The organism is Mesorhizobium sp. B2-3-4, assembly GCF_006442315.1.
Lineage (GTDB): Bacteria > Pseudomonadota > Alphaproteobacteria > Rhizobiales > Rhizobiaceae > Mesorhizobium.
The window spans coordinates 21,619-48,577 of the sequence record NZ_VFVY01000017.1; the positions used below are offsets into that span (position 1 = coordinate 21,619).

Genomic DNA, 26,959 nt, shown 5'->3' on the forward strand with positions numbered 1-26,959 from the left:
GTCTTGCTCTTCACACAAATTGGGCACTGTAAGCGCAATCCCGCATAGGCACGGTGACCCTGGCGAGCGCGCCGGAGGCCATCGGGGCCATCACGCGTCAGGATTGGATGTACGTGGTTCGGCATCAGGCACCATGCCCAGATGCCGACATTGGCGGCGCGGCAATGCTCGACCAGCAGTCTCTTATAGGGCGCGTAATCGTCCGGCGTGAAACACACCTTGGCTCGCCCATTGCCATGCTGCGTCACGTGGTGGGGCAGACCGGGAACGACGATGCGGGCGAGGCGTGCCATGGCGTTCTAGGAAGTTGGATACGCGATCGTGAATCATAGATCGAAATTAGTGCACTGTCACCGTAATTCCCGGTGACCTTGATGTCGGGATGCGGATAGCGGGTGTAGATCTCCGCGCCCGGTGTCGCCGGATCGATCTCGACGGAGGCGTCGGGATAGAGCGTGGTGGCGAAGGATGAGCTCTTCTTTGTGCGCGCTCCGTCTGGTCCGTAGGTCAGGTTGACTGTGTTGGAGGCAAGCGTGACGGTCTTCAGCCGGTTGGCCTCGTCCCAGCTCAGCGTGCGGCTGCCGTCCGATGTGAGATTGCCATTGGCGTCATAGGCCATCGCATTGGCGCCGACCGAGGTTGGCGCATGCGGGCGGGGTGACGTCGCTGCCGGATACGTATACGTGCCGGCGACACGGCTGCGGGAAAGCATGTTGTCGTTAGCGGCATAGACGAAGCTTTCCGAGAGGGTGCTGTCGCCCAGATTGGTGCTCGCCGTCAGCCGGTCGGCATTGTCATAGCCATGTAAGCGCAATCCCGCATAGGCACGGTGAACCCTGGCGAGCGCGCTGGAGGCCATCGGGGCCATCACGCGTCAGGATCAGATGCACATGGTTCGGCATTAGGCACCATGCCCAGATGCCGACATTGGCGGCGCGGCAATGCTCGACCAACAGGTTCTTGTAGAGCGCGTAATCGTATTGCCGCGCTGGGTGATGTGGTGCGGCAGGCCAGGAACGACAATGCGCGCGAGGCGAGCCATTGGGATTGCGCAGAAATAGGTGGTTCAACGGCGACGATAGCGGCCAATTAGTGCACTGTCACCGTAATTCCATGGCGTTCGATGACATCGCCCTGTCGGTCGCCATCCGAGGGTGGTTCTTAGTGTGGTGGCCGATCAAGGCGCCAAGCGCCACCTTATGCTCACATGCGCACAAGCAGGATACGCCTGATTTTCGCAGATGCAATTCTCAAAGTCGGGCGGTAACAGCTGGCGGCTCGGCGGCTGCCGATTCGGCAGGCGCGCGACATGGCCGAGCTCGACCTTCTGGCCGCGACGCCGATTGATCCGGCGCAGGTGCACATCGTGTTCGCCACGACGTCGGAAGAAGACAGTTCCTACCACGTCGTCAAGGCAAAGACGCTTGCGGGCGTGCTGGACGCCGGTTCGCCGGGCCTGCGGATCGGTCCAGCGCCTTTCGTTGTCTCAACCCGCGGGCACGCTGCGGGCCGATCCGCTCAGCCTGGCCGCCATCTGGCCACTGAGTCCGCGTGACCGGCGCGCCCTCGCCGCGCTGGATGACGTGGTGCGGCGGGCCGGGAACGACAATGCAGGCGAGGCGGGCCATCAGGATGGCGCTGTGATACGGGGTTCAACGGCGACGATAGCTGCCAATTAGTGCACTGTCACCGTAATTCGACGTGGATATCAGCGAAGGTGCGGCGGGCCGATTAGCCACGCTTTCATGCAAGGCGGGTATGTCGTCAATTCGGAGGATCATTTGGATCAACACAAAAAAGCAGTGCCGCCGTAATTCATGGTGTTTCAGTGAAGTTGGATCCGCGCTCGTGCGACTATAGCGCGCTCGTGCGACTATAGATAGAATTAGTGCACTGTCACCGATCATCGCCGTTAATTGCCACCATAGTTTTATTTTTTCCATCTCGCGTAGCGTTCTCGAGTCGTGTTAGAAAACTCTATACTATCGAAGATAAAACTATCCTCCCCTATTACACTCTTCCTGATAACTCCGATTTCCTCACCCAAGCGGAAACGACGAGCGATCTCAATTCCACGTAGTGCACGATTTCGGTTCGAGCTATTCCAAAAATCATTGCTTAGTGGGTTAGAGAATTTTGGCCCCGGTCTTCCAGTGCCGGACTCAACCCGTTTGGAAAAATCCAGAAAAACTTCTTGAGATGAACTCATGGCCCATTTTATGGTTGACACGCGAACATACAGGTCTAGGTCTAGAAGGCATTTTACTAGCAGCTCAGCTAATTCTTCGTCATAGTAGCCGGAGGTAGTAATGTATAAAACAAAAGCACGTCTGCACGTTGAAAGAGCGTCTCTAGAAAGTTTTATAGCGGCAATCTTTAATATGACAAAATCCTTACTAACTTCATTTAAGTAGTATGCGCCAGCTATTCGATCGTCTGACTTTTCGGACTCAATAAGCTTTACAAGATCCTCCAGATCTACTCCCTCTCGCCATCTTCCGATAGCTTGCTCTGTCGCTTTGTAGCTCAGTCCATGGCTGCTTTCCGCAGTGCCCCTGGCCAATCGTATCAATTCTTCTGTTGAGTAATTTGACAAATCTTCACTCATTTTCTCTTCACTCATTTTCCTGCCCAGTCCGGCCTATCTGCCCCCCCCGCCAGTGCCCCCGTTACCTCCGCTATTGCCACCGTTGCCGCCATTATTACCCGAGTCGCTGCCCGTGCCTTTACTTGCTTTTTCTGCCGCTCTCCTGTCACGCTCTCGCTCCAGCATATCGCGGTACTTTTCCTCTCCAGCTATTCTATCGTCATGCCACTTTTGGGTCGCTTCATCTTGTTCGCCAAAAATCTGCTCTTCTCCACGCACTTCTATGCTGTGATTGGCTTTGTCGATTGCTTCATCCAAAGCCTTGTCCGGCATACCGGGTGGGACGTGAGTGGGCAAATCATCAAGATGATCCTTCAACTTCCCGGTTGCTTTATCATATTCCTCTCCAAACCAGCCATATTCGAATTCTTTGTTTGCTACCGCTAGCGCCTGCTGTTGGCATTGTGCGCGGCATTCGTCCATCTCGGGAGGCGCAGTCGGCGTCGGCGTGAATACGTCGATTGCAACAGCTAGCAAACCCGATATTGGGCCTCCTGCCCATGCGAGCCCCTTAATACCAACCTTCTCGACAACAAACCCTCCAATGGTAGTTGCAGCATTGTGTCCGTTAGGGTCACTCCTGTTGACGGGATCATTCTGAGCATAGGCGTACCGATTGGTTCCGACGCCTTCCTTCGTCGGATCCCAATCATCGGGTGAGATAAATCGCCCCAGCACCGGATCCATGTAGCGTGCATTGAGATACAGCAGCCCGGTCTCGGCATCGAAGCGCTCGCCGATGTAGCTCTTCTGCGTCTGGAAGCCGGAGTTGAGCTGTTCGCCATAGGTAGCGTAGTTGGTGGCTTCGACGGTGTTGCCCGAGGCGTCGGTGACCAGGCGCACCGAGGCCAGATGCTCGCGGTGCAGGAAGTATTTGGTCGTGCCCACCACCTTTATGTCGGGGTGGGGGTAGCGGGTGTAGATTTCCGCGCCCGGTGTTGCCGGATTGATCTCGACATCGGCGTCGGGATAGAGCGTGGTGGCGAAGGTCGAGGCCTTCTTCACCCGCGCACCGTCAGGGCCGTAGGTCAGGTTGACGGTGTTGGACGCTCGCGTCACCGTCTTCAGCCGGTTGGCTTCGTCCCAGCTCAGCGTCCGGCTGCCGTCGGAGGTCAGGTTGCCGTTGGCGTCATAGGCCATGGCGTTGGCGCCGACTGAGGTTGGCGCATGCGGGCGGGGTGACGTCGCTGCCGGATACGTATATGTGCCGGCGACACGGCTGCGTGAAAGCATGTTGTCGTTGGCGGCGTAGACGAAGGTTTCGCTCAGCGTGGTGTCGCCGAGGTTAGTGCTCGTCGTCAGCCGGTCGGCATTGTCATAGCCATAGGTCCAGCTATCGGCGGCCGTCAGTCCTGTCGTGCCGGTGATGCGGCCAAGATTGTCGCGCGCATACTGATCATCGAGCAGAACGGTCGCGCCCTTCGAGGTGGTGACACGCGTCACCCAGCGCCGTGTTTGCGAATAGGTGAAGGCGGTTTTCACGCCGTTGGCGTAGGTGATCTCCTTGGTCTGGCCATCGGCCTCGTAGAGCGTCGAGGTGATGAAGCCGGGAGCAGAATAAAGTTTGCCGCTGGCATTGTATTGCAGATAAGCCCCGAAAGTGCCGAAGTCGAGCTGTACCGGCAGGTATTGCGTCACCAGTGGCTGGCCCGAGGCGCCGCGTAGCGTGATCGTCGTGTGGGTCAGTCCAGCGATGGTGGCATCCTGACGCGACACCTTGCCCAGGCCGTCATAGTTGAAGCTCTGTGTCGCCGCGGCATTGGTCGACGTCGTCAGTTGGCCGATATTGTAATAGCCCGACGCCGCTTGGTCATAGGTGTTCTGGGCCAGGACAACCGGGCTGCCACCCGAGGCCGTGGCCTTCTTCAGCGTCAGCCGGTCCATCTGGTCGTAGCTGAGATTGGTGACCGTGCCCCTGGCGTCGGTCTGGCTGACCAGCCGGTTGGCGCCATCATAGCTGTAGGACCAGGTGCCGAGATCGGGATCAGACGCCGACAGCCGGTTGCCGGCCATGTCGTAGGTGTAGGTCCAAGTCGAACCGCCGGGATCGGTGACCCCGGTCAAGCGGCCGAGCACGTCGTAGCTGCGGCTTTCGGTCAGGCCGAGCCCCCCAAAGTCGCGAACGATCGCCGCGACATCGCCGCGCGTCGACCATGCCGTTCTGGTCTGGTGCCCGAGTTCGTCGGTCATTGTCAGCGCGTTGAGGCGTGGGTTGACGCCTGTCCCCGTGGCCAATTCATTCAGGTAGCCGCGCTGGCTGGTGTCCGGATTGACCGTCTTCACCGGCCGGTCGGCCCAGTCATAGCTGTTGGTGGTCCACTGCGCGGCCTCGCCGACGAAGCGCGGAAAGGCGGTGCGCAGCACATTGCCGCGAGGGTCGTAGTCGGTCTCGGCGATGCGCTTTGGTCCGGCCGCCGTCTCTCCAGGGGTTTCGACGCGATAGACCCGGCCAAGCCCGTCATAGAAGGAACGGGTAAAATCCTCGCCATTGCCATTGGGCAGCGGCGTGTACTTGACCAGCGCCTGGGTCGCCGGATTGCCCTCGTTCTCGAACTGGGTCCTGGCATAGGCGCCAAGCACGTTCTGCGAGGCCTGATAGAGCCGGCAGTACGCATCGTAGGTAAAGGTCTTCACGATGCCGTTGGCATCGGTCTTCGTCGCCGGCAGCCCGCAGACTGGATTGTAGGTCGCGGTGGAGACGAAGCGCGCGTCCGCCGGCAATCCGCCCGTGGCAAAATACTTCGGCGCCCGCTGCGTCACGGGATAGAGGTGATAGGTCGGATCAAAATCCCATTCGGTCCTGTGGCCGAGGGGATTGGTGGCCGAGATCCTGTTGCCATAGACGTCATAGGCAAAATACTGGATGTCGGCTTTCTGCGGCGATGAATAGTAGTCCTTGATGGTCATGACCGAGGTCAGGTTGCCCTTGGCGGGCACCGCCCACACGTCCGTGCTGCCATCATAATAATTGTGCTTGTAGCTGATGAAGGGGGCACTGCCATCGGGTCCGGCATAGGTTCGCTCCGCAATGTTGGCCGAGACGATGTAGGCACTCGTGTTGGGCGAGAAGAAGCGCTCGGTCCAGGTCTCGTCGCCGCTGACATCGGTGCGGCCATAGTCCTTCAAGCTGGTGACGTTGTTGTAGGCGTCGAACCCCCGCTCGACCCGCAGGCTGCGCGTAATGTTCTCCGTCAGCGTCGTGTCGGTCGCCGTGTTCTGCACCGTGTAGGGTTTGCTCGCCGTGTTGACCGCATAGGTCTCGGCCACCTGCTTGTGCACGACGCCGGCGCCATCCTTCCACGCCGTCAGCGACGGCAGGCCGTAGCTCGCCAGGTCCTGGCGATAGGTGGTCTCGATCTTCGAGGGCGCTGTCTCGCCATTGGCCAGCGGCCTGGTCTCGACGATCGAGGCAAAGCCCAGGAACTTGCGCGCCGCCGGATCGTACTTGCCGCCGCCATAGCTGTAGCCCGAAACCGCCGTCTGGCCGCGCCCGTCGCCGACCGACAGCTTCGTCACCGCATGCACCACCTGCGGCAGGTAGTCGTTCGGCCACATCGAGGATGGCGTGTACTCGACTGCGACGGCTCCGCCGAGTTCGGTCGTGATGTTCCGAAGCAGGTTCGGATTGCCCGTCCCGGCATTCGAGATGAACATGTTGTTGTAATCGGTGAAGTCAGGCAGGCCGTCGCCGTTGAAATCGCCGATTATGTTGCCGACGTCTCCAATCGATGCTGGACGTGCCAGATTGACAACAACGTAAGCTGATGAAGACGACGGGCGGAGAGAATATACGTTGACTGTCCGAAGTTCATCTTTGTCGATGGTTAGGTCACCACTGAGGGTGAAGACATCTGCCTTTCCATCATTGTCGAAATCGCGAAGGATCGCCAGACCGCCTTGCATGCCAGTGGCTGTTGCATAGCCCTTAAAGCCCGAGCCGGTCGAGAGGTACGCTTTTATTGTGTCGTCGTTGGAACTATATGTGGTGATATCGGTCGCGCCGTCGCCGTTAATGTCGGCAAGTACACATGACCCTTTATTGATGCTATCCGCTTGGCAATTTATTCCCAAATCTGACCCGGACTGCCATTTCCCATTTACGAGCGTTGTGCTCAGGACGGCATTGCCTGTTTTGAATACAGGTCGTAATTTGCCGTTTCCGCGAAAGTCGCCAACGCCTAATACTCTGGCTGTCGCAAAATGCAGTGGACTCAAGCGTATCAACGCCGTCCCCGTCAATGTCGGCGACAAACGCAGGAGGATCTGGAGGGTTGGATGCGCCGGTATACGAAGGAAGACTGCTGCAAAGAGTTTGGTAGATAGTCGGCGCCGGGCTGCATGTCACATTGGCCATTGCCAATTGAGAGTCTGTTGAGACTACCGATGGGGTCGCAGACGTAGGAGTTTTGGTGTATTGGCCAAAATCCATCGTATTTTTGCTAGCAACAAACCTGCCTGGATCGTACACAAGCGGAATTCTGTCTGCCACACCAATTGCTGGGTTTACCCCGGTAAGTAAAGAGCTTACGTCACTTGGCGCGCCGTTTTGGCTGAATTTTATAATTCTTTTGTAGATTCTTTTTTCGGTTGTCGAGCCGCCACTGATGGTGGCTTCTGTATACTTGCAGCAGAGTTCGTCTCTCCCATCGAAATCAAGATCGCGGGCGTCGCGAGGGTTTTCGTATTTCTTACCGCCAGCATCCGAGACGTGCTCGTAGATCGGCGTGTTGATTGTCGTGTAGTTCCAACCCGCATCCTGATAGGTCATCTGGCCGAGGACTTTGGCCGTCCCGCCCGAGATTGTGCCGTCGGCGGCGATTGTTGCATCGGTGCCGTAGCGAGTGACTGCCGTGAGGCGTGATGCGTTGGAGAACGGTGCCTGATCGTAGGTCAGCTTGTAGGCGCCGCGCAGTGCGCCCGAGACCGTCACGCCGACCGCCTTGATGCGCTGGCTGGTCACCGAGATGTCGCGGCCATTGCCCATCAGGATCATGTCCGGACGCTTCTCAATATAGAATTTTACCACCGTGCCGTTGTAGCTGACGGCATCGGGGTAGCAGACTGGGCTGGCGGGACAGGTGTAGCTGTAGGTGACCGTGTTGCCGTTGGTGTCGGTGACCGAGGTCAATAGCCAGCGATAGCTCATCGCAAGGTCGTAGGCCGGTGTGCCGGCGCTCGGCGTCAGATTGGCAACCGCTGCCACCGAGCGGAAGGTCGAGACCGTGCCGTCGCGATCGGTCACCTTCCATTCATTGGTGGTGCCGTTCAGCGCAATGCGGCGATAGCTCTCGTTCTCGGTCGCATGCGTGCCGCCGGTCGAGCAGGACGGTGAGACCATGCCGGCAACGCAGGCGACCATCGCCTGGCCGTCGAGCAGATAGATATCATTGGCGTCATAGGCTGGCATGCCATAGCCAGGCGTGGCGCGCTCGATGACGTCGAAACCATCGAGACCCCAGGCATAGCCGAGCCAACCCTGATAGAGCCCACTGATCTTGGTCTTGCGCGATGAATTGTAATTCAGCGCGATCTGCGGCTCGATGCCATGGAAACCGGGAACGTCGATGTCGATGGCATAGCCGAGATTGCCGTTGCCGGCTGCCTTCGGCAAATCCACCTTGGGCGTGCCAACGGCCTCGGGATCATCGCCGTCGGTCGTCGTGGCGGTCGCCGCTGCAGCGGCTTGCGCCTAGGGCTCTTCCGGAGCCGCCTCGGTATCGGTCGTCTTTGCCGCCGCGCCGGCCTTGGCATCCGTCGTCTTCGCGCTGGTGGGCTTGGCATCGTCAGGCTTGGCGCCGACCTTTGCCGCCGCATCAGGGTCGCCGGTCCCCGATGCATCGCCAGAGCCGGTACCGCCGGTTGAGGGTGCCTGGGCCGATGAGCCACCCGCGCTCTGTGCGCCTGAGCCCAGCGCCGCACCGCCATTGCCGAAACCAGCGGCAGGCGTTGCTGTGTCGGCGCCAGAACCCTGGCTCTGCTGCGCGAGCGCTACTATTCCTGCATTATTGCTAATATAAGAAACAACAGAAATATCAGCGCCTACGACACTCGCGGCAAGCACTGCCACGCCAACAAGCAACCGTTTCATGATTCCCCCGAGCCAAGTTGCTTATCGATACTCACCTTTAATCTGATCGATACGACACCCCACTGTCATGAAACACTTGTCCACAGATATATGCCAAACAGCGAGGACACTCGGCCGCTACCTCTTGCTGTTCAGTCAGCCAGATCCTGCATGCCGCCGCTGACTTCCTGGATCTCGCAGCCTTGATTCATTCATCCCGTCGGAAGCTCTTCAACGTCGAGGCGACGTCTGAACACAGGGCTGCAAGAATCTTCTGGCCGTCCGCCTGCATGGTCACATCATTAGCTTACGACCATTGCAATATTCATCGATAGCGTTGCCAAAGTCGCCTCCAGCCACTTCGCGGAAGTACGATATGCGGCTATGGGAAATCGATGGGGTCACTGATTTCCCGCTCGGCGCCGACAATGATCTCTAACCTGGCCACAATCTCATGGGGCGACGTGACGCGCGCCAAGCTGGAAAGCCCATCCAGTCAGACGGTCGCTATGGTATGGCCGTCGGCCACGATCATGGGTTTGTAGTGGTAGCGGGAGAGGGACTTGAACCCCCGACCCCAGGATTATGATTCCCGTGCTCTAACCAACTGAGCTACCCCGCCAGGGCGGCGACAGGCCCGAAATCCGCCTCAAATCGAAAGGCATTTCGAGGCGTTCGCCAAGGTCGGGCGGATATAAGGTTGGGAGGGCGAGCCTGTCAAGCTTCGATGCATTCGATAGCGGCGCATATTCACGATGGCGAAAAGCTTTGCCGCGCGAACACCTGGATGCGCCCGCCGGGGTTGAGTTCGACGGGGCACGTCGCTATGTCTCGGCCACGAGTTTTTAGAGTTTGAAACAGATGAAGCCGCGCATTGCAGTCCTCGGTTGCGGATACTGGGGCTCAAACCACATCCGCACCCTCAAGGCGCTCGGCGCATTGCACGCGGTTTCCGACACCAATCGCGCCCGCGCCGAAGGTTTCGCCAGCGAACAGGATTGCCTGGCAATCGAGCCGGACCAGCTGTTCGTGCGCGATGACATCGACGCCATCGTCATGGCCTTGCCGCCGCAGTTCCATGCCGACCTCGCCGTGCGCGCCGTCGAGAACGGCAAGGACGTGCTGGTCGAAAAGCCAATCGCGCTGACGGTGGCCGATGCCGAGCGCTCGGTGCAGGCGGCCAAGGACAATGGGCGCGTGTTCATGGTCGGCCATGTCCTGCGTTTCCATCCCGCGTTCGAAACGCTCAAGGGGCTGATCGACAAGGGCGAGCTTGGCGAGGTCCGCTACATCCACTCGCACCGGCTGGGCCTGGGAAAATTCCATACCGAGAACGACGCGCTGTGGGATCTTGCGCCGCACGACCTGTCGATGATCCTGGCCATCACCGGCACCGAGCCGATCGAGGTGCGCGGCGAAGGCGCCGCCCTGCTCGACAGCCTCAGCGATTTCGCGCATCTGCACATGCGCTTTCCAAACGGGCTGCGCAGCCACCTTTTCGCGTCGCGGCTCAATCCCTATCGCGAGCGGCGGCTGACCGTGGTCGGCACCAAGGCGATGGCGGTGTTCGACGATGTCGAGCCGTGGGAGCGCAAGCTCGCCGTCTACCGCCACGCGGTGTGGCAGGACAGCGGCCAATGGGCGTTCACCACCAATGAGCCATCCTATGTCGCTGTTGCCCAGGGCATGCCGCTGACGCGCGAACTCGAGCATTTCATCCAGTGCATCGAAACGCGCGCGGAACCGCGCACCAGCGGCGAGGAAGCGATCAGGGTGCTGCGCATCCTGACCGCCGGTACGGTCACCCACACCAAATCCTGATTTAACGCTCGATCCGCGCCGCCGCGAAATCGCGCCTATTCGGCGGGAACCTGCACAGGCTTCGCGGCGAGGCGGCTCAGCATCGCCTCGGCCTCGGCGCCGCGTTCGGAGCGCTCGATGAACCCGCCGCCGAACACGCGGGCCTCGTTGCCGTCGTCGGAATAGAGCACGCAGGCCTGCCCGGGCGCGATGCCTGACTCACCGTCGGCCAGTTCCACCGAGGTCACGCCCGCCTGATGGCGCAGCACCGCCGGACGCGGCGGCCTGGTCGAGCGCACCTTGGCGAACAGTTCGATGCCGCCGGCGGGCACATCGGCGAGCGCGCCGTCGCCCAGCCAGTTCATGTTGCGCAGATAGATCTTGTGCGTCTCCAGCGCCTCGCGCGGGCCGACGACGACGCGGGCGCGCTCGGCATCGAGATGGACGACATAGAGGGGCTCGCCGGAGGCAATGCCGATGCCACGGCGCTGGCCGATCGTGTAGCGCAATATGCCTTCGTGGCGACCGAGCACGCGGCCATCTATGTGGACGATGTCGCCCGGATTGGCGGCAGCCGGCTTCAGCTTGGCGATGATGTCGGAATATTTACCCTGCGGCACGAAGCAGATGTCCTGGCTGTCCTGCTTGGCGGCGACAGTCAGTCCCATCTCCTCGGCGATGGCGCGCACCTGCGGCTTCGATAGGCCGCCGAGCGGAAAGCGCAGATAGTCGATCTGCGCCTGCGTGGTGGCGAACAGGAAATAGCTCTGGTCGCGGTCGGCGTCGACCGGCCGGTAGAGCGCGCGGTGGGCGCCGTTGGCGCCGGAGCGGATGTAGTGGCCGGTGGCCAGCGCGTCGGCGCCGAGATCCTTGGCCGTGGCCAGCAGATCGGCGAACTTGACCGTCTGGTTGCAGGACACGCAAGGGATGGGTGTCTCGCCGGCGACATAGCTCTCGGCGAAGGGATCGATGACGGCCTTGCGGAAGCGTTCCTCGTAGTCGAGCACATAATGGGGAATGCCCAGCGTCTCGGAGACCCGGCGGGCGTCGTCTATGTCCTGTCCGGCGCAGCAGGAGCCGGCCCGGTGCGTTGCGGCGCCATGGTCGTAGAGCTGCAGCGTGACGCCGACGACATCGTAGCCGTCGCGTTTCAGGATGCCGGCAACCACGGAAGAATCGACGCCGCCAGACATGGCGACGACGATGCGGGTGTTTTCTGGGTGTCCGGGAAGGTCGAGGCTGTTCATGGTGCTTTCGTTCTAACGCGGCGTCTCAAATGCCAATGTCGAGAATATAGGTCAAGCTTTCCCGCTACGCCAGCTTGCAGGGCGGCCGACGGCGCGCCGCGGACGCCGTGAATGGTTATATTTCCTCCAGCTAAAACAGGGCTTCCAGCCGGATATTTCAAATGCCTGCGAAAAGACTAACGCGGCGTTCACGATCCTTACCTAGTCATTAGGGTCTGCTTAGGCAATTTTTAAAGCTGTGGCGGTAACGTGGCGGTGATTGGGTCTTTGAGTTTTTTGTAGAGAGTACGATGACCGATCTGGTTAGACCTAGAGTGAAGTATGTTATCGGGCCCGACGGCAGCCCTCTCACGATTGCCGATCTGCCGCCGACGAACACGCGTCGCTGGGTCATCCGGCGCAAGGCCGAAGTGGTTGCGGCGGTGCGCGGCGGACTGTTGAGCCTCGAGGAGGCATGCCAGCGCTACAAGCTGACCACCGAGGAATTCCTGTCCTGGCAAGCGTCGATCGACGAATACGGCCTTGCCGGGCTGCGCACCACGCGCATCCAGCAATACCGCCACTAGGCCGGTCTCATCACAATCAAAGGGCGCGGCATGCCGCGCCCTTTTGCTTTTGGAGTGACGGCGACGCTGCCGTTCAGACCGTCAGCGCGACCTTGCCGATCGGCCTGGTGGCGAGGAAGGCGTGGGCGGCTCCCGCCTGGTCGAGTGGAAAGGTCCGGGCCACGTGGACGACAAGCTTTTGCGCGTCGATCAACCCTGCAAGCCCGAGCAGGCCTTCGCGATCGGGTACGACCGACATGCGCTCGACCCTGATGCCGCGCGCACTGGCGTCGGCGCGCGTGGTGTCGTTGACGTTGAGCAATGACACCAGCACGCCGCCGGGCTTCAGCACTTTCAGCGAACGATCGGCATGGTCGCCGCCCACCGGCTCCAGCACCAGGTCAATGTCGCTAACCTGGCTGGTGAAATCACCGGTGGTGTAGTCGATCACCTCATCGGCGCCGAGTTTGCGCACAAAGTCGGTCTTGCCCGGGCTGGCGGTGGCGACGACGTAGGCGCCGCGCGCCTTGGCGATCTGCACGGCCAGATGGCCAACGCCGCCGGCCGCGGCATGCACCAGCACGCGCTGGCCGGACTTCAGTCCGCCATGGCGCACGAGACCCTGCCAGGCGGTAAGGCCGGCCAGCGGCAAGGCGCCAGCCTGGACGTGGTCCGCGGCCTTCGGCTTCAGCGCGATCTCGTCGGCCGGCACGGCAGTCAGTTCGGCATAGGCGGCCGCCTGCTTGGGAAAGCGCGGCATGCCGAACACCTCGTCTGCGACCTTGAAGCCGGTGACGCCGGCGCCCAGCGCCTCGACCGTCCCCGAAATGTCCCAGCCCAGGATGAAGGGTGGCTCGCCAAGCAGCGGATAGTAGCCGGCGCGCACCGCGCCATCGACTGGATTGATGCCGGCGGCCTTGACGCGGACCAACAGCTCGCCAGGGCCCGGCGAGGGATCGGGAAGCTCGGCGATGACAAGGACGTCTGGCCCGCCAACGGAATTCTGGGTAACGGCACGCATGAAATCTCTCCTGCTGAATGATGCCACTATCATTTGGAGACTCCCCCTTCGGCTACGACGCCTTCCGGCGGACATGTCCTTCGCACACCGTTCTGGAGATGCTGGCCAGCAAGTGGGTCTATCTGGTGGTCTGCGCGCTGCGCAAAGGACGGCAGCGCAATGGCGAGCTTGCCCGCAAGCTCGAAGGCATCACGCCCAAGATGCTGACGCAGACATTGCGTGTGCTGGAGCGCGATGGCCTGGTGCGGCGAGAGGTCTATCCGGTCATTCCGCCGCGCGTCGAATACGAACTGACCGAGCTCGGCCAGAACCTGGCGGGGCTGCTTACCCAGATCAGATCATGGGCAGAGCAGCATGCCCCCGTCATCAAGGATGCGCGGGCAAAGGCGATCGCGGGCAATGAAGGGGACTGGGCGGCCTAGGTCTTGCGTTGGCGCTTTCGCGGGCAGTCGGCCAGGCGCCGGATTCAGGCTGCCGCCGGCAGGGTGCGTGCCGGCAGAGCCGATGGCGGCCGGTTCAGCCGATCATGGCGCTGCGCCCGCCTGTCTCGGCGTCGCGGATCTTGGTGTCGCGCGATTCCAGCATCTCAGCCTTGGAAAGCTCCGCTTCAGCTTCGCCGAGTAATGATTCGGCGGCGCTTCGCTGCAGGGCGAGGTCGCCTTGCGAGTTTCTGAGATTGTCGCGGCGCAGGCGTGCCGCCTTGGCGAAGGTCGGATAGGCGAAATGATTGATGTCAGTGATGCCGGCTTTCTTTTCCTCGGCGGTGATCTGAAGCTCCAGTTCGACGGCCATGCGTTCGAACTCGGCGATCATCATGTCGAGCTGCAGCAGCTGCCGCCGCTTCTCATTCACCTGAAACTGTTTCAGCCGAACGAGGTTTTCACGTGACTTCATGATTCGGTACTCCCGGAAACGCACACCCGCACATATCGTCCAAACCACTTGAAAAGGCCCAAGCGCTGCCCGTGTCCACCGGCTTTCCGCCTACTATGGGAAACAAAACCCTAAAGTTTTTTGCCGACGGTAACCATTCGTTTACGGGCATTGTTAATCATACGGGTCAGGGCTTAAGGCCGGGTAAAAATTCCGGCCGCCGAAGCGAAGCCGCATCGATGAGTCCCTGGAGTCGCTTAGTCCAGGTTGTTAATGTGTCGCATTAGGAATTTGGGTTTGTGATTCATTATTAGATTCAAGAGGGTGTAGAAAGAGGTTAAAAAATCTGATACCGTATTCGACGGGAAATTAGGTTTTGTTAACCATTTGATGGCAGCCTCTGCACAAGGCAACCACTGCTCCGGGGCAGGACGGGTCGTGAAGTGACCCGGCAGCAGAAAAGGGGAATGAAATGCGTGTTCTGCTGATAGAAGATGACAGTGCAACCGCACAGAGCATCGAGTTGATGCTGAAATCGGAAAGTTTCAATGTCTATACGACGGACCTCGGCGAAGAGGGTGTCGATCTAGGCAAGCTCTACGACTACGACATCATCCTTCTCGACCTCAACCTGCCCGACATGTCCGGCTACGAGGTCTTGAGAACGCTTCGCCTCTCCAAGGTAAAGACGCCCATCCTCATCCTCTCCGGTATGGCCGGCATCGAGGACAAGGTCCGCGGCCTCGGTTTCGGCGCCGACGACTATATGACCAAGCCGTTCCACAAGGACGAGCTGGTCGCGCGCATCCATGCCATCGTGCGCCGTTCCAAGGGCCATGCCCAGTCGGTCATCACCACCGGCGACCTGGTGGTCAATCTCGATGCCAAAACCGTCGAAGTCGGCGGCCAGCGCGTGCATCTGACCGGCAAGGAATACCAGATGCTGGAGTTGCTCTCGCTGCGCAAGGGCACCACGCTCACCAAGGAAATGTTCCTCAACCACCTTTATGGCGGCATGGACGAGCCGGAACTGAAGATCATCGACGTCTTCATCTGCAAGCTGCGCAAGAAGCTCGACGCCGCGTCCGGCGGCCAGAACTACATCGAGACCGTGTGGGGCCGCGGCTATGTGCTGCGCGAACCGGAAGACATCCGCGTCAGCGCCTGAGCGGCGAACACCGTCCGGATCTTTTCGACAAAAACCCGGCTACGGCCGGGTTTTTGCGTTTGACTGGCGACTTGTCGGCTTTACGCAGTTGCGAGCAGAACCGTCACGCACTTTTCCTGGAATTGCTGGCCAGCGCCGAATCGGGCGCGATCTTCAAGGCGCGAAAGCGTTCGAGCAGCTGCGGACGATTGAACGGCTTCAACAGGTAGCCCTGGGCGCCGGCGCGCTTGGCCCGCATGATCGACGCGATGTCGAGTTCGACCAGCGAGATCAGGATCTGCGGCCGGATCGGACTTTCCATGGCGCGCACGCGACGGATGATTTCGATCGCCTGCACGTCCGGCAGGGCGCCGTCGACGACGATGATGTCGGGCATGTCGGCAGCGCACATCTCCAATGCGTCAAGCCCGCTGGCTGCCTCGATGACCACCATGTCGGAACCGCCCAGGATGCGTTTTGCAACCTTCCGGATGACACTCGAATCGTCGACGAACATGCAGCGTTTCATATCCGGGTCCTCTTTGCCCTTGGGCAATCCGGTCGTGCGGGGCATCTGCGGCGCAGCCTAGACCGATCTGGTAAAGAAGCCGAAAAGCGGTTAGGTAAAATTTTTGCAAAGATGCCGTTCGGCGGGCTTTTCCTTCGCAATGCTTCGGCGTTGCCGCGATGGCAAAGTCCATCGAACCCCGGTCGGGGCTTCAATGAAATATTTCAGATCGAAATACTGTGTTCGGCCGCGTTGCCGGCGGTGACTTCAAGCCGCCGAAAGGACGATTTCTTCAGCCGTCGCGTGGATCGAAATCGTCATGTTGGCCTCTCGGGCCAAAAGCAGCGTGTAATAGGGCTGCACCGAATGCGCGTCGATCGGCTCTTCCGGCTTGTGGCCTGAATGCAGTTCGAGGAACTTCGGTGGCACGCGCAGCATCGGCCCGCTTGCTGAAAGCGAAAAGCGTGGCTCGGTTTCGAGATTCTCGAGCGTCACGACCAGCTTGCCGCCGCGCGGAATGGCGGCATTGGCGACCAGGAGAAGGTTGAGCAGCAGCTTGACCTTGTTCTTCGGCAGCAATGCACGGGGTCCGTTCCAGACCAATTCCGGCTTTTCGTTCTTGAGGAAGGCGATGGCGACGGCCTCGGCATCTCCGGTATCGATCATCATGCCCGCCGAGCCGGCGGCGCCGAAGGCAATCCGGGCGAACTGCAACCGGGCCGAAGCGTTCTTCGCGCTCTGGCGGATCAGCCGCATGGCGTCTTCGTCCGCGCCACCTTCGTCAAGCAGTTCAAGACCGTTGTTGATCGCACCGACCGGCGAGATGATGTCGTGGCAGACGCGGCTGCACAAAAGCGCCGCCAGATCGGGAGCGGAGAGGGTGAACAGATCGGCCATCGGTGAAAATCCCTGCAAATTCCACTAGTCGTGACCGGGCGACCTGGTATCGCGCCCGCCCACACGAATCACGTTCCAACCCGATGCTTTCTGAATACACAGCACTCGTACGTACAGCAACAAACCCAAAATTGTCGTCGGGGAAAATGGCGTGTTCGCGCAGGCTGCCGGCCTTGCGCGATCCCCAAACAGCCTTCGAACCGCCATCTTCATGTGGGAGTTTAATGGTTGAAAAAGAATTACGGCATAGTTTGCCCCTAACAGTCATCCTTAACGGCCGCCTAAAGAGCCGTACGGGTGCGAGGCGTCGGCGAAAGTGCTTCATGACGGAGATTGGAAGCATGTTTTCCCGATTCTATGACCGGAGTTTTCTCCGTGTCCTCTCAATGGCGATAACGCTCATGGGCGCTCTCGTCTTCTCGACATCGGCCCTGCGGGCCCAGGAGTACACCGCTCAGGAGATTATCGATTCCGGCCACAAGTTCTTCGGCGCGACGTCGGGCGGGCTGGCCACTGTCGTTGAGAAGATTTTCGCCTCATACGGTCTGCCCAACGGCTATCTGCTCGGCGAGGAGGGATCCGGCGCGCTGATCGGCGGCCTGACCTATGGCGAAGGCACGCTCTACACCAAGAATGCCGGCGATCACAAAGTGTTCTGGCAAGGCCCGTCGCTGGGCTGGGACTTCGGCGGCGAGGGGTCGCGCGTGATGATGCTGGTCTACAATCTCGACGACGTGGGCAACCTCTACAATCGTTACGGCGGCGTCGCCGGTTCGGCCTATGTGGTGGCCGGCGTCGGCTTCAACGTGCTGAAGAACAACAATGTGCTCTTGGTGCCGATCCGTACCGGCGTCGGTGCCCGGCTCGGCGTCAATCTCGGCTACCTGAAGCTGACCGAGCGGGCGACGTGGAATCCGTTCTGATCCATCCGACATGATCATATCACGGATTTTTTGAGCGGATTCCTGAACCCACGACCCGAATGAGCCGCGGCAAGCTCTTGCCGCGGTGCCGGATTTCCGCCATGCCAAGATGGCACGGTCCAGCCTTCCAAGTTGTCGTCGATAACGGGTAGTCCTTTGGTTCAGTCGGTCCTGTTCTTTGCCCTCGGCTTTCTCTGCGCCGGCTTTCTGGCGCTGATGGTGGCTCCGGCCGTCTGGCGGCGTGCCGTCGCTCTGACCCGCCGGCGCATCGAAGCCTCCATCCCGCTGACGCAAGCTGAGATCCAGGCCGACAAGGACCGCATCCGGGCAGAATACGCCATGTCGACGCGTCGCCTAGAGATCAACGTCAAAACACTGCGCGAGAAGGCTGCCGAACAGCTCGTCGAGATCAATCGCGGGCGCGAGGCGCTGAAGGGGCTGGCGGTCGAGCGCACGGACAAGAACCATGCGCTCGCCGAACTCGGCGCCAAGAGCGAAGCGCTGCGCCAGCGCGAAGAGGAACTGCACCAGCTTTCGGAACAGCTCAAGCAAACCGAACGCAAGCTGGAGAAGCGGGCGCTCGAGCTCGAAAAGCTGGAGCACATGTATGACGACGCCAGCTTCGCTTCCAGCAGCCGCCAGATCGAACTCGTGGCCCGCGAATCCGAATTGCAGAAGCTCGCCAGCGACATCTCGCTGCTGCGCGGCCAGCGCAAGGAAGCGGACCGGCGCCAACAGGAGATCGCGACCGAAAGCAAGGCGGCGCGCGATGCGCTGAAAGCCGAGAAGAAAAGAGCCGCCGAACTCGACAAGAAGGTCGAGCGGCTGCTCGCAACGCTCGCCGATCGCGAGGATAAGCTCGATCGCCGTGAGAAGGAGCTGGCGCGAATGCGTGAGAAAGCGAAAGCCGAAGACGGCGCACCGGCCTTGCGGCTGGTCGGCAAGCCGGGTGAAGCGGGCCGGCACGACGAGGCCGGCAGGCGCGACGATCTGGACAGGGCGATCGCCAAGCTCGACGGCGATCGCGAGCGGTTGGAGGCAAGGCTGACGGCGCTGGCGCGCGAGAACAAGCGGCTGAAGGCCGATCTCGGTGCGATGGCTTCGCCGGGCTCGACGAATGGCGGCGCCGCGCTGCGTGAACAGATGAACGAACTGGCGGCGGAGGTCGTCCATCTGACGGCCAAGCTCGAGGGACCCGATTCACCGATCGCCAAGGCATTGGCGGCACCGCAGGACAACCGCGCGGCCAGCAATGACCGCAGCCTCGCCGACCGTGTGCGAGCCTTGCAGAAGGCGGAAGCCAACTGACGGAGGCCGCCCGCGCCTGATCGGCGTCACGGCATCGCACCAGCGTCAGCGCGAGAAATGATGCAGGGCGACGGCCGAGGCGGCGGCGACGTTCAAACTGTCGAAGCCTTTCGACATGGTGATCCGCACGGTTTGCAGGCGGACAAGCAGGCTCTGGGGCAGGCCTTCGCCCTCGGTGCCGAGATAGAGGGCGAGCCGCCCGCCGCGTCGTGCATCGCGTATGTCGATCAGGCCGCGCGGCGACAGCGCGAACTGGTCATAGGCTCGCCGGTCGAGGTCCGCGGTGAAGCCCGCTGTGTCGGTGAAGGCCGCGAAAGGAATTTTCAGCGCCGCGCCGACCGACACCCGGATCGCCTTGCGATACAGGGGATCGCAGCATGTCGCGTCCATGAACACCGCGTCCGCGCCGAAAGCGGCGGCGTTGCGGAAGATCGAGCCCATATTGTCGTGGTTGGCTATGCCGACTAGCACGACGACCAGGGCTTGGGCGGGCAAGGCATCCAGCAAAGTCCCGGCCGATTGCGGCGCCTCCTTGCGGCCGATGGCCAGGATGCCACGATGCATGTGAAAACCGGCGATCGCGTCCATCACCTTTGTGCTGACGACATAGACCGGCAGGCCCGCGGGCGCCTTGTGCAATATGTCCTTCAGACCGCCGAGCCGGTTTTCCAGGACCAGAACGGATTCGGCGCCGAAGCGGCTCGACGACAAAAGCAGGTCGAGCACCACCTTGCCTTCGGCGACGAAGCGGCCCTGCCGGCCCGCCAGATCGCGCTCTCGGATATCGAGATAGGCGGCCACACGTGGATCGTGTGGATCGTCGATGCGAATTGGGTCCATATCCCGCTCAAAAATCGAAAGCGTAGTCCGTGCGCCGGAAAGGACACGCGGGCCACGCTTCGGAAATCGTCAGCGAGGTAAACGGCCGCGGCAGCGTCCGGTCAAGTCCCGGCGCGGCGCAGCCTCTGCGCCATCTGGGACAGATCCTCCTTGCCGCTGCCGAAAATGCCGTCCAGCATGGCGAGCAGTTCGCGCACCGCCTCGGATTTGCAGGAATAGTAGATCATCTGGCGATCGCGGCGGGTATCCACGAGGTCGAGCGCCCGCAACTTGGCCAGATGCTGCGAGAGAGCGGATTGGCTGAGCATCACCTTTTCGGCGATAGCGCCGACCGACATTTCACCGTCGATCAGATAGCTCATGATCAACAGCCGTTTCTCGTTGCCCATCAGCATCAGAAATTCGGCGGCCGATTCGGCGTTGGCGATTAGCTTTGTCGAGACCATTGATGCCCCATGCTGTTTGCTCATCGAGGCGCCATGGGGGCAATGGTGCCTGAATCCATAAATTAACTTGCGAAGGGCGCCAACGAGTCAGCGCCAGAACTGAAGCCTAGAACATTTCTTTCAAATCTCAAGCGTTGCTTTTGATCAAATGCAATTTAGTCTCGTCCCGCGCTAGGATGCAGCCCTGCCCATTCTGGCCATATCGACCAGAAGGGGACGCAATTCCCGAGCTTTTGCCAAGGGTTGTGGAAAGAATACCCGGCAAACATCGTCGCCAGACACCAAATCCATGCCGTCGGGGTCCAAACCGGCGATGATCCAGTCATCGCCGGTTGCCCCGGCAAAATGATGTGCATAGACGGCGATCGCGTCGAGATGGTCGGCATTCATGTGCTCGACGGCCGATTGTTCGCTCCCAGCGAGCTCCTCGATGATGGACCCCTTGATAACGAGGTCGGGCCGCTCGAGCAGATAGGCCTTGCCGAAACCGCCGTTGAGGCTGGCGCGTTGCGGCTCCAGGCGAAACATCGAAAAGTCGCCGAGCCCGGCATAGAGGTGCGCCTTGGGATTGCGGTTGAGATAGCGGCGCTCGGCGCGGGCATGCGCCGGCGAGCCGCGCTCCAACCGCGATGCCTGGCAGATCAGCGTCAGCCGCGGATGCGCCAGCGGGTCGCCCTTGCCGGGCTCGCCAAGCAGCAGGGAACAGCGCGGATCGGCCAGCAGGGCAGGTGTGTGCGCGGCGAGCATCGACACCAGGATAAGCGGCGCGCCATCGATGTCGGTGGCAACGCCCACCCGGCTTGCCAGCGGCGAACCGGTGAGCGGTTCCAGCACCGCGAGCGCGCCGAAGCGGGCACTGCGCAGAAGCGTCTTCGCCAACCGGATCGCTTCGGCGTCGGTTTGGCGGATAACCTCTTTCTTTCCGCCGTCCAAGGTCGCCACCTACTTCGGCGCCATGCGGATAGCGCCGTCGAGGCGGATGGTCTCGCCGTTGAGCATCTGGTTTTCGACAATGTGCAGCGCAAGCGCGGCATATTCCGACGGCTCGCCGAGGCGGGACGGGAAGGGCACGGCGGCGCCCAGCGAATCCTGCACCTCCTGCGGCATGCCGGCCATCATCGGTGTCTTGAAGATGCCGGGTGCAATGGTGCAGACCCGGATCCCCGATCGTGCAAGATCGCGCGCCACAGGCAGCGTCATGCCGACGACGCCGCCCTTGGAGGCCGAATAGGCAGCCTGGCCGATCTGGCCGTCATAGGCGGCGACCGAGGCGGTGTTGACGATGACGCCACGTTCGCCGCCCTGCAGCGGCTCGAGCCTGGCGGCGCGGTCGGAGACCAGGCGGATCATGTTGAAGGTGCCGATAAGATTGACCTCGATCACCTTGCGGTACTGATCGAGCGGATGCGGGCCGTCCTTGCCGATCGTCTTCACGCCGATGGCGATGCCGGCGCAATTGACCAGGATGCGCGGCTCGCCAAGCTTGGCGGCGACCTCGGCCAGTGCGGTGGTGCCGCTGTCGGCGCTGGAGACGTCGCACTGGATGGCGATGCCGCCGATATCGGCAGCGACCTTGGCGGAACGGTCGATGCCGATGTCGAAGATGGCGACGCGGGCGCCCTTGGCGGCGAGCGCGCGGGCGGTCGCCTCGCCAAGCCCGGACCCGCCGCCGGTCACGATCGCGATCTGGCCGTTGGGATTCATGGCGTCATCCTTTGCTTTGAGAACGGGCTTTGCCGTCGGAACGAGAATGGATCAGGCCCGGATCGACGGACAAGGTCAAGCTGGAGCAGGCGCCGTGTCGCGGAAACGGCTGCTGCTCCCTCCGTTGTCCCTTGCAATTGCGGACGGAGCCTCGTTCACGGTGCTTCAGGCGTGCTCGACGGTCCTGGCCTGGCTGGCATGACAGACTTCGCCCGAAAGCCTGGCCACCGCGCCCGGCGTGATCTCGTGCGACAGCAGGCGGTCGAGATCGACAGGACGCGGCATCGAAATCTGGCCGCGCGGAATGCGCTTGAAGCCGAGCGGCCCGTAATAGGGCTCGTCGCCAACCAGGATGACGGCCGGTGCGCCAGCCTTGGCGGCCGCCTCCAGGGCGATTGCCACCAGCCGGCGGCCGATGCCGAGATTCTTGAAGGCGGGCCGCACCGCAAGCGGTCCGAGCATCAACGCGCGGCCGACGCCCGCCGCTATGCGCGTCATGCGCACCGAAGCGACGACCGTGTCGCCGTCGACGGCGACAAAGGACAGCGCACGCTCATGGCCGCCGGCCTCGCGGATCTTGTAGGCGGCCAGCACGAAACGGCCGGGCCCGAAGGCTTCGTCATTGATGGCTTCGATTTCAGGATCGTGCGCCGGGGTTTCCGGCAGGTACTTCACGTCGGCAAGGCTCATGGTCTTTGCGTTCCGGTAGAGGAGGAAAGGTTACTGCATACGGCAGCGTTCGCCAGTCAGCGCTTCATCAAGCGCGGGCGCCCTTTCGTCGTCGGTCGAACCGGATCAAAGCAAAATCGAACATGCGGAGTGTCCGCTAGCATCAATTTTGCGCCGCCGCAATCGGCCCCCTTCGCTGGCTCTACCGATTGACGATCTGTTCAGTCCTCGACGATTTCCGACCTGCCGCCTGGCGCCCTACATCAGTCTGAAGCGCGAAAGGAGATTCCATGGGCTTGCTGGTCGAAGGCAAATGGCAGGAGCGTCCGTCGGCCGCCAAGGACAGTGGCGGCAAATTCGTGCGGCCGCAAACGCAATGGCGCGATTGGGTGACCCGCGACGGAGCGCCGGCCGAAGGCCGCAGCCGGGGCTTCAAGGCCGAGCCCGGCCGCTATCATCTCTATGTCTCGCTTGCCTGTCCGTGGGCGCATCGCACGCTGATCTTGCGCGCGCTGAAGAAGCTCGAGGGCGCCATCTCGGTGTCGGTCGTCCACCATTTCATGGGCGCCGATGGGTGGACGTTTCTCGCGGAGGACGGCGCGACCGGCGACACGCTCTACGGCCTGGATTTCCTGCACCAGGTCTACACCAAGACCGATCCGCGCTATTCAGGACGGGTGACGGTGCCCGTACTCTGGGACAAGCAGGAACAGACCATCGTCTCCAACGAATCCTCCGAAATCATCCGGATGCTGAATTCCGCCTTCAATGCATGGGGCGATGCGAGCGTCGATTTCTACCCGGAGGCCTTGCGCGGGAAGATCGACGCCATCAACGCCCTGGTCTATCCAGCGGTCAACAACGGCGTCTATCGCGCCGGCTTCGCCACCACGCAGGCCGCCTATGAAGAAGCGTTCGGCGAATTGTTCTCGGCGCTGGACCAAATCGAGGACCGCCTTTCCAGGCAGCGCTATCTTGTCGGCGATCGCATCACCGAGGCCGACTGGCGGCTGTTCACGACGCTGGCGCGCTTCGATCCGGTCTATGTCGGCCACTTCAAGTGCAATCTGCGCCGCATCGCCGACTATCCGAACCTGTCGAACTATCTGCGCGATCTCCACCAGGTGCCCGGCGTCGCCGACACTGTCAGCCTGCATCACATCAAGGCGCATTATTACGGCAGCCACGAAACGATCAACCCAACGCGGATCGTGCCTGTGGGGCCGCAACTGGACTATGGCGCGCCGCACGACCGGGGGCGGTTCGGTGGGACCGTGGCCTGATTACCAATAGGGCGATGCAGGCTCGCCCCAGAAAACTTCGGCGATGCGCCGCAGCGTCGCCGGTGTCGTTCCCTCCGGCAGGCGGTCGAGCTGGAAAAAGCCGGCCTCGGCGATCTCGTGGTCGGGCAGCTTCGGTGCCGTCTGACTGAAATGCTCGATGAGGTAGAAGCCGACATGGTCGCGGCGGCTGGAGCGCCGGTTGAAGTGCATCGACTTCAGGATCGGCGGCGCGGTCAGAGCGATATTGCACTCCTCGATCAATTCCCGCTCCAGCGCGTCGGCCATTGTCTCGCCGACCTCGACGCCGCCGCCGGGAAGCTGCCAGCCGGGCACATAGGTGTGGCGGATGAGGAAGACGGAGTTAGACGCGCTGTCGTAGATCAGGCCGCGCACGCCCAAGGTCATTGGCCGCCGCAACACGAAATAGAGATGGAACAGCCTGGCCCTCAAACCCGGCCAGCCGGTCTGCCGGAACGCCGCGTCGTCATCGGCCGTCATCGGTAGCGAAACCGTGGGTGGAAAGAGGGGCGCACGTCGCCTATGAAAGAAACATGTTCAGGCTCGCGCATATTTCCGATGTCCATCTGGGGCCGCTGCCCGATGTATCCTATCGCGATCTCGCCTCCAAGCGCGTGCTCGGCTATGTCAACTGGCAGCGCAACCGCCGCCGCCACATGCATGATGCCGTCATCGACGCCATCACCACCGACATCAAGGCACAGAACCCGGACCATCTCGCCGTTACCGGCGATCTCGTCAACCTGGCGCTGGACGGCGAGATCGAGATGGCAAAGCACTGGCTCGAGACGCTGGGGTCGCCGCATGACGTTTCCGTCGTGCCGGGAAACCACGACGCCTATGTGCCGGGCGCCTTCGACAAGGTCTGCCGGTCGTGGGCGGCGTGGATGAGCGGAGACGGCGTCAACACGCCCGTCGACCGCAACGCATTTCCCTATCTGCGCGTGCGCGGCAACGTCGCGCTGATCGGCGTCTCGACGGCGCGTGCCACGGCGCCCTTCATGGCCAACGGCTTCTTCATGGAAGGGCAGGCCGAGCGGCTCGGCAAAATCCTCGAGACCACGGCGAAACAAGGGTTGTTCCGTGCCGTCATGATCCATCATCCGCCGGTGCGCGGCGCTGTCTCCCAGCACAAGCGGCTGTTCGGCATCGCCCGCTTCCACAAGATCGTCCGCCGTCATGGCGCCGAGCTCGTGCTGCATGGCCATTCGCATCTGCCGTCGCTGTTTCAGATCGGGCTGCGCGGGGCAAAGGTCCCGGCGGTCGGCGTTGCCGCCGCCGGCCAGGCGCCGGGCGGCAAGCATCCCGCCGCGCAATATAATCTGTTCGACATCGACGGAGAAAAGGGCAACTGGCGCATTCGGCTGACGCGGCGCGGCCTGACCGGGCCGTCCATGCCACCTTCAGACCTGCAGAGCCTTGAACTCGGTGCGGAGAGCGGGGCGGCTATGGCCGCCAGCTGAGAACCATGGCCGAGATACGGTCCCAGAACAGCGCGGCCGACATCGCGAGGCCAACAAGCGCGCCGGCGGCGATCAATCCAAGTCCTGACAGGAAAGCCGACCAGCCCTTACCGCGCGTCGATGCCCGCAGCGGCGGTTCGGCTTCCGCGACCTCGGCGCGTTTCATGCCGGCGACCGCCGGCTCGACACCGCCCTCCATCATCCTGCGGCGCTCGACGATGCGCTCGGCGACGTAACGCGTCACGGAATCGGCCACCGGCTTCATCTCGGTTGATTCGGCAAGCACGACGCGGCCAATGCGGGTGTCCTTGAGGAAGCGGTAGGTGCGGCGGTCGCGCCCCATCGCGACATGGCTGACGGCGTCAATCCACAGACGCGGCTGCAGTCCCGAGGAGACGACAAAGTCGAAATTGTCCATGTCGGCCGGAACGTCGGCGAAGACGGGCGCAAGGTCCGCGGCCAGCAGGTCGAGGCGCATACGGTGTGCCTCGCGCATGTCGACAACGACATCGTCGCGGTCGGCAAAGGCATTCTTCACGTCACGGATGGCATCGGACAGTTTGCTTGACGGGTCGATCTTCTCGCCTGCGTCCTTCATCGGCGTCTGCCTCGCGGGGTTGGTTAACATCGGGTTAACACAGCCGCCGGCAAAATGCACTGCCGAGATCAAGGCGATCAGGGAGAGGTGCTCAGGCTAGAGAGCGGTTCCGGACGGAAACCGCTCACACTTTTCCTGGAATTTTCTAGCCAGCGGCTGCGAGCCTGGCGCGCTGCGGCCTGGCGCGGCGGCTCATATTGCGCAGGATGATCCCGGCGACGAGATCGGGTGCCTCCTCGACCAGCATGTGGCCGGCATCCAACACGTGATGCACGTGGAAATGCGCCGGCAGGTCGTCGGCCTGGGCGACAGGCAGCACCGTATCCTCGGCCCCCCACACCACCATCACCGGCATGGTCAGCCTGTCGAACTGGTCGCGTGGGATGACGCCCTGCCGGTCGTCCCGGGTCATGGCCGCAGCGATGGCGATGAGCTTTTCCACTTGGCCGGGCCGGCTGCGCATTTGCCATATCATATCCGCACTACGCGGCGAGGGCGGGCAGCCAGGAGCGGACATGGCGGCGAGGCAAGCCTGGATCTCGCCGAGATCCCGGGCCTCGGCAAAGCGCCGCAACAGCGCCCCATTGATCTGCGGGCCGAAGCCGCCAGGCGCCAGAAGTGTCAGCGAGGCAACTTTCTCGGGCTCGGCCAGCGCCATCAGCGTCGCCACCGCGCCGCCCATCGAGTGGCCCACCAGATGCACGCGCTTCACCGTCCGGGCGGCGAGATCGGCCAGGACGGCCCTTGCCGCCAGCTTAGCCGGGCCGGCGCCGGGGAAATCGAGCGAGAGCCCGTGCCCCGGCAGATCATAAGCGAGTGTGCGCGCCGCAGGCGACAGCGACGCGATCACGTCGTGCCAGATACCATGACAGCCGCCAAAGCCGTGCAGCAGGGCGATGGTCTTCGAACCAGCACCGTGTTCGGCGGCATGAAGTGATGAAATCATGAAACTGGA

Annotated in this window: 27 protein-coding genes and 1 tRNA gene; 9 read left to right on the top strand and 19 right to left on the bottom strand. The window is 61.7% G+C overall.

Annotated features, from left to right (window positions below; translation table 11 throughout):
- Positions 1-244: 244 nt before the first annotated feature.
- Complete coding sequence (locus tag FJ967_RS33790) at positions 245-859, bottom strand: hypothetical protein (protein ID WP_246675359.1); 615 nt, start codon at positions 857-859, stop codon at positions 245-247.
- A 450-nt stretch (positions 860-1,309) separates the two neighbouring features.
- Between FJ967_RS33790 and FJ967_RS23015 the strand changes: the two genes are divergently transcribed.
- Positions 1,310-1,555 (top strand): hypothetical protein, encoded by a 246-nt coding sequence (locus FJ967_RS23015; RefSeq protein WP_246675360.1) that lies wholly within the window; start codon positions 1,310-1,312, stop codon positions 1,553-1,555.
- A gap of 375 nt (positions 1,556-1,930) precedes the next feature.
- Here the strand turns inward: FJ967_RS23015 and FJ967_RS23020 are convergent, their stop codons facing one another.
- The 5 genes from FJ967_RS23020 to FJ967_RS23035 all read right to left on the bottom strand — a co-directional run bounded on the left by FJ967_RS23020 (position 1,931) and on the right by FJ967_RS23035 (position 9,336).
- Complete coding sequence (locus tag FJ967_RS23020; RefSeq protein ID WP_246675361.1) at positions 1,931-2,623, bottom strand: hypothetical protein; 693 nt, start codon at positions 2,621-2,623, stop codon at positions 1,931-1,933.
- 18 nt (positions 2,624-2,641) lie between these two features.
- Positions 2,642-6,550 carry an RHS repeat-associated core domain-containing protein gene (locus FJ967_RS23025; protein WP_181176105.1) on the bottom strand — a complete coding sequence of 1,303 codons (3,909 nt, stop codon included), beginning with the start codon at positions 6,548-6,550 and terminating at the stop codon, positions 2,642-2,644.
- Between the two features lie 142 nt (positions 6,551-6,692).
- Complete coding sequence (locus FJ967_RS33485; RefSeq protein ID WP_181176107.1) at positions 6,693-8,264, bottom strand: SpvB/TcaC N-terminal domain-containing protein; 1,572 nt, start codon at positions 8,262-8,264, stop codon at positions 6,693-6,695.
- Positions 8,265-8,336: 72 nt separating this feature from the next.
- On the bottom strand, positions 8,337-8,735 hold the full coding sequence (locus FJ967_RS33490) for a hypothetical protein (protein WP_181176109.1): 399 nt from the start codon (positions 8,733-8,735) through the stop codon (positions 8,337-8,339).
- Between the two features lie 524 nt (positions 8,736-9,259).
- Positions 9,260-9,336: transfer RNA gene (locus FJ967_RS23035), tRNA-Met, on the bottom strand.
- 239 nt (positions 9,337-9,575) lie between these two features.
- Between FJ967_RS23035 and FJ967_RS23040 the strand changes: the two genes are divergently transcribed.
- Entirely contained in the window at positions 9,576-10,535 is a 960-nt protein-coding gene (locus FJ967_RS23040) for a Gfo/Idh/MocA family oxidoreductase (protein WP_140734110.1), read from the top strand.
- Between the two features lie 35 nt (positions 10,536-10,570).
- Here FJ967_RS23040 and mnmA read toward each other — a convergent pair whose 3' ends face one another.
- The gene (gene mnmA / locus FJ967_RS23045; protein ID WP_140734111.1) at positions 10,571-11,761 is read right to left on the bottom strand and encodes a tRNA 2-thiouridine(34) synthase MnmA; all 1,191 of its coding nucleotides are present in this window, start codon (positions 11,759-11,761) and stop codon (positions 10,571-10,573) included.
- Positions 11,762-12,051: 290 nt separating this feature from the next.
- On the opposite strand from mnmA, the gene FJ967_RS23050 reads away from it, so the two are divergent.
- The gene (locus tag FJ967_RS23050) at positions 12,052-12,327 is read left to right on the top strand and encodes a DUF1153 domain-containing protein (protein ID WP_006203587.1); all 276 of its coding nucleotides are present in this window, start codon (positions 12,052-12,054) and stop codon (positions 12,325-12,327) included.
- 73 nt (positions 12,328-12,400) lie between these two features.
- On the opposite strand, the gene FJ967_RS23055 is transcribed toward FJ967_RS23050, so the two are convergent.
- Complete coding sequence (locus FJ967_RS23055; protein ID WP_140734112.1) at positions 12,401-13,327, bottom strand: NADP-dependent oxidoreductase; 927 nt, start codon at positions 13,325-13,327, stop codon at positions 12,401-12,403.
- A gap of 20 nt (positions 13,328-13,347) precedes the next feature.
- Here FJ967_RS23055 and FJ967_RS23060 point away from each other — a divergent pair, with 20 nt between their 5' ends.
- Positions 13,348-13,749 carry a helix-turn-helix domain-containing protein gene (locus FJ967_RS23060; RefSeq protein WP_140734326.1) on the top strand — a complete coding sequence of 134 codons (402 nt, stop codon included), beginning with the start codon at positions 13,348-13,350 and terminating at the stop codon, positions 13,747-13,749.
- Between the two features lie 94 nt (positions 13,750-13,843).
- On the opposite strand, the gene FJ967_RS23065 is transcribed toward FJ967_RS23060, so the two are convergent.
- Positions 13,844-14,221 carry a flagellar export protein FliJ gene (locus FJ967_RS23065; RefSeq protein ID WP_140734113.1) on the bottom strand — a complete coding sequence of 126 codons (378 nt, stop codon included), beginning with the start codon at positions 14,219-14,221 and terminating at the stop codon, positions 13,844-13,846.
- A 451-nt stretch (positions 14,222-14,672) separates the two neighbouring features.
- On the opposite strand from FJ967_RS23065, the gene ctrA reads away from it, so the two are divergent.
- Positions 14,673-15,368 (top strand): cell cycle two-component system response regulator CtrA, encoded by a 696-nt coding sequence (gene ctrA / locus FJ967_RS23070; RefSeq protein WP_006203583.1) that lies wholly within the window; start codon positions 14,673-14,675, stop codon positions 15,366-15,368.
- A 103-nt stretch (positions 15,369-15,471) separates the two neighbouring features.
- Here ctrA and FJ967_RS23075 read toward each other — a convergent pair whose 3' ends face one another.
- Both FJ967_RS23075 and FJ967_RS23080 read right to left on the bottom strand, forming a co-directional pair.
- Positions 15,472-15,876 carry a response regulator gene (locus tag FJ967_RS23075; protein ID WP_140734114.1) on the bottom strand — a complete coding sequence of 135 codons (405 nt, stop codon included), beginning with the start codon at positions 15,874-15,876 and terminating at the stop codon, positions 15,472-15,474.
- A 246-nt stretch (positions 15,877-16,122) separates the two neighbouring features.
- On the bottom strand, positions 16,123-16,752 hold the full coding sequence (locus FJ967_RS23080) for a histidine phosphotransferase family protein (RefSeq protein WP_140734115.1): 630 nt from the start codon (positions 16,750-16,752) through the stop codon (positions 16,123-16,125).
- A gap of 386 nt (positions 16,753-17,138) precedes the next feature.
- On the opposite strand from FJ967_RS23080, the gene FJ967_RS23085 reads away from it, so the two are divergent.
- Both FJ967_RS23085 and FJ967_RS23090 read left to right on the top strand, forming a co-directional pair.
- On the top strand, positions 17,139-17,675 hold the full coding sequence (locus tag FJ967_RS23085; RefSeq protein ID WP_246675363.1) for an EipA family protein: 537 nt from the start codon (positions 17,139-17,141) through the stop codon (positions 17,673-17,675).
- A gap of 156 nt (positions 17,676-17,831) precedes the next feature.
- A complete protein-coding gene (locus FJ967_RS23090; protein WP_140734117.1) occupies positions 17,832-18,983 on the top strand; it encodes a hypothetical protein in 1,152 nt (383 codons plus the stop codon).
- A gap of 45 nt (positions 18,984-19,028) precedes the next feature.
- On the opposite strand, the gene FJ967_RS23095 is transcribed toward FJ967_RS23090, so the two are convergent.
- The 5 genes from FJ967_RS23095 to FJ967_RS23115 form a co-directional block, all read right to left on the bottom strand.
- Positions 19,029-19,823, bottom strand: coding sequence for an RNA methyltransferase (locus FJ967_RS23095; protein ID WP_140734118.1), 795 nt, complete (start codon positions 19,821-19,823; stop codon positions 19,029-19,031).
- Positions 19,824-19,924: 101 nt separating this feature from the next.
- Positions 19,925-20,269 (bottom strand): metalloregulator ArsR/SmtB family transcription factor, encoded by a 345-nt coding sequence (locus FJ967_RS23100; RefSeq protein WP_140734119.1) that lies wholly within the window; start codon positions 20,267-20,269, stop codon positions 19,925-19,927.
- 171 nt (positions 20,270-20,440) lie between these two features.
- Positions 20,441-21,202 (bottom strand): HugZ family protein, encoded by a 762-nt coding sequence (locus FJ967_RS23105; RefSeq protein WP_140734120.1) that lies wholly within the window; start codon positions 21,200-21,202, stop codon positions 20,441-20,443.
- A gap of 9 nt (positions 21,203-21,211) precedes the next feature.
- Entirely contained in the window at positions 21,212-21,973 is a 762-nt protein-coding gene (locus tag FJ967_RS23110) for a 3-hydroxyacyl-CoA dehydrogenase (RefSeq protein ID WP_140734121.1), read from the bottom strand.
- Between the two features lie 165 nt (positions 21,974-22,138).
- Complete coding sequence (locus FJ967_RS23115; RefSeq protein WP_140734122.1) at positions 22,139-22,663, bottom strand: N-acetyltransferase; 525 nt, start codon at positions 22,661-22,663, stop codon at positions 22,139-22,141.
- A gap of 269 nt (positions 22,664-22,932) precedes the next feature.
- Between FJ967_RS23115 and FJ967_RS23120 the strand changes: the two genes are divergently transcribed.
- Positions 22,933-23,925, top strand: coding sequence for a glutathione S-transferase family protein (locus tag FJ967_RS23120; protein WP_140734123.1), 993 nt, complete (start codon positions 22,933-22,935; stop codon positions 23,923-23,925).
- Here FJ967_RS23120 and FJ967_RS23125 read toward each other — a convergent pair whose 3' ends face one another.
- The gene (locus FJ967_RS23125) at positions 23,926-24,423 is read right to left on the bottom strand and encodes an NUDIX domain-containing protein (RefSeq protein ID WP_140734124.1); all 498 of its coding nucleotides are present in this window, start codon (positions 24,421-24,423) and stop codon (positions 23,926-23,928) included.
- Between the two features lie 53 nt (positions 24,424-24,476).
- Between FJ967_RS23125 and FJ967_RS23130 the strand changes: the two genes are divergently transcribed.
- Positions 24,477-25,406, top strand: coding sequence for a metallophosphoesterase (locus FJ967_RS23130; protein ID WP_140734125.1), 930 nt, complete (start codon positions 24,477-24,479; stop codon positions 25,404-25,406).
- Here FJ967_RS23130 and FJ967_RS23135 read toward each other — a convergent pair.
- Positions 25,390-26,004, bottom strand: a complete 615-nt coding sequence (locus FJ967_RS23135; protein ID WP_140734126.1) for a hypothetical protein — start codon at positions 26,002-26,004, stop codon at positions 25,390-25,392. The genes FJ967_RS23130 and FJ967_RS23135 overlap by 17 nt on opposite strands.
- A 145-nt stretch (positions 26,005-26,149) precedes the next feature.
- Entirely contained in the window at positions 26,150-26,950 is an 801-nt protein-coding gene (locus FJ967_RS23140) for an alpha/beta fold hydrolase (RefSeq protein ID WP_140734127.1), read from the bottom strand.
- Between the last annotated feature and the right edge of the window lie 9 nt (positions 26,951-26,959).

Bases quoted from the DNA above. Each gene is read 5' to 3' on its own strand.
- FJ967_RS33790 (WP_246675359.1), bottom strand. From the start codon at position 859: ATGGCCTCCAGCGCGCTCGCCAGGGTTCACCGTGCCTATGCGGGATTG.
- FJ967_RS23015 (WP_246675360.1), top strand. From the start codon at position 1,310: ATGGCCGAGCTCGACCTTCTGGCCGCGACGCCGATTGATCCGGCGCAG.
- FJ967_RS23020 (WP_246675361.1), bottom strand. From the start codon at position 2,623: ATGAGTGAAGAGAAAATGAGTGAAGATTTGTCAAATTACTCAACAGAA.
- FJ967_RS23025 (WP_181176105.1), bottom strand. From the start codon at position 6,550: ATGCAAGGCGGTCTGGCGATCCTTCGCGATTTCGACAATGATGGAAAG.
- FJ967_RS33490 (WP_181176109.1), bottom strand. From the start codon at position 8,735: ATGAAACGGTTGCTTGTTGGCGTGGCAGTGCTTGCCGCGAGTGTCGTA.
- FJ967_RS23040 (WP_140734110.1), top strand. From the start codon at position 9,576: ATGAAGCCGCGCATTGCAGTCCTCGGTTGCGGATACTGGGGCTCAAAC.
- mnmA (WP_140734111.1), bottom strand. From the start codon at position 11,761: ATGAACAGCCTCGACCTTCCCGGACACCCAGAAAACACCCGCATCGTC.
- FJ967_RS23050 (WP_006203587.1), top strand. From the start codon at position 12,052: ATGACCGATCTGGTTAGACCTAGAGTGAAGTATGTTATCGGGCCCGAC.
- FJ967_RS23055 (WP_140734112.1), bottom strand. From the start codon at position 13,327: ATGCGTGCCGTTACCCAGAATTCCGTTGGCGGGCCAGACGTCCTTGTC.
- FJ967_RS23060 (WP_140734326.1), top strand. From the start codon at position 13,348: ATGCCACTATCATTTGGAGACTCCCCCTTCGGCTACGACGCCTTCCGG.
- FJ967_RS23065 (WP_140734113.1), bottom strand. From the start codon at position 14,221: ATGAAGTCACGTGAAAACCTCGTTCGGCTGAAACAGTTTCAGGTGAAT.
- ctrA (WP_006203583.1), top strand. From the start codon at position 14,673: ATGCGTGTTCTGCTGATAGAAGATGACAGTGCAACCGCACAGAGCATC.
- FJ967_RS23075 (WP_140734114.1), bottom strand. From the start codon at position 15,876: ATGAAACGCTGCATGTTCGTCGACGATTCGAGTGTCATCCGGAAGGTT.
- FJ967_RS23080 (WP_140734115.1), bottom strand. From the start codon at position 16,752: ATGGCCGATCTGTTCACCCTCTCCGCTCCCGATCTGGCGGCGCTTTTG.
- FJ967_RS23085 (WP_246675363.1), top strand. From the start codon at position 17,139: ATGGCGATAACGCTCATGGGCGCTCTCGTCTTCTCGACATCGGCCCTG.
- FJ967_RS23095 (WP_140734118.1), bottom strand. From the start codon at position 19,823: ATGGACCCAATTCGCATCGACGATCCACACGATCCACGTGTGGCCGCC.
- FJ967_RS23100 (WP_140734119.1), bottom strand. From the start codon at position 20,269: ATGGTCTCGACAAAGCTAATCGCCAACGCCGAATCGGCCGCCGAATTT.
- FJ967_RS23110 (WP_140734121.1), bottom strand. From the start codon at position 21,973: ATGAATCCCAACGGCCAGATCGCGATCGTGACCGGCGGCGGGTCCGGG.
- FJ967_RS23115 (WP_140734122.1), bottom strand. From the start codon at position 22,663: ATGAGCCTTGCCGACGTGAAGTACCTGCCGGAAACCCCGGCGCACGAT.
- FJ967_RS23120 (WP_140734123.1), top strand. From the start codon at position 22,933: ATGGGCTTGCTGGTCGAAGGCAAATGGCAGGAGCGTCCGTCGGCCGCC.
- FJ967_RS23125 (WP_140734124.1), bottom strand. From the start codon at position 24,423: ATGACGGCCGATGACGACGCGGCGTTCCGGCAGACCGGCTGGCCGGGT.
- FJ967_RS23130 (WP_140734125.1), top strand. From the start codon at position 24,477: ATGTTCAGGCTCGCGCATATTTCCGATGTCCATCTGGGGCCGCTGCCC.
- FJ967_RS23135 (WP_140734126.1), bottom strand. From the start codon at position 26,004: ATGAAGGACGCAGGCGAGAAGATCGACCCGTCAAGCAAACTGTCCGAT.
- FJ967_RS23140 (WP_140734127.1), bottom strand. From the start codon at position 26,950: ATGATTTCATCACTTCATGCCGCCGAACACGGTGCTGGTTCGAAGACC.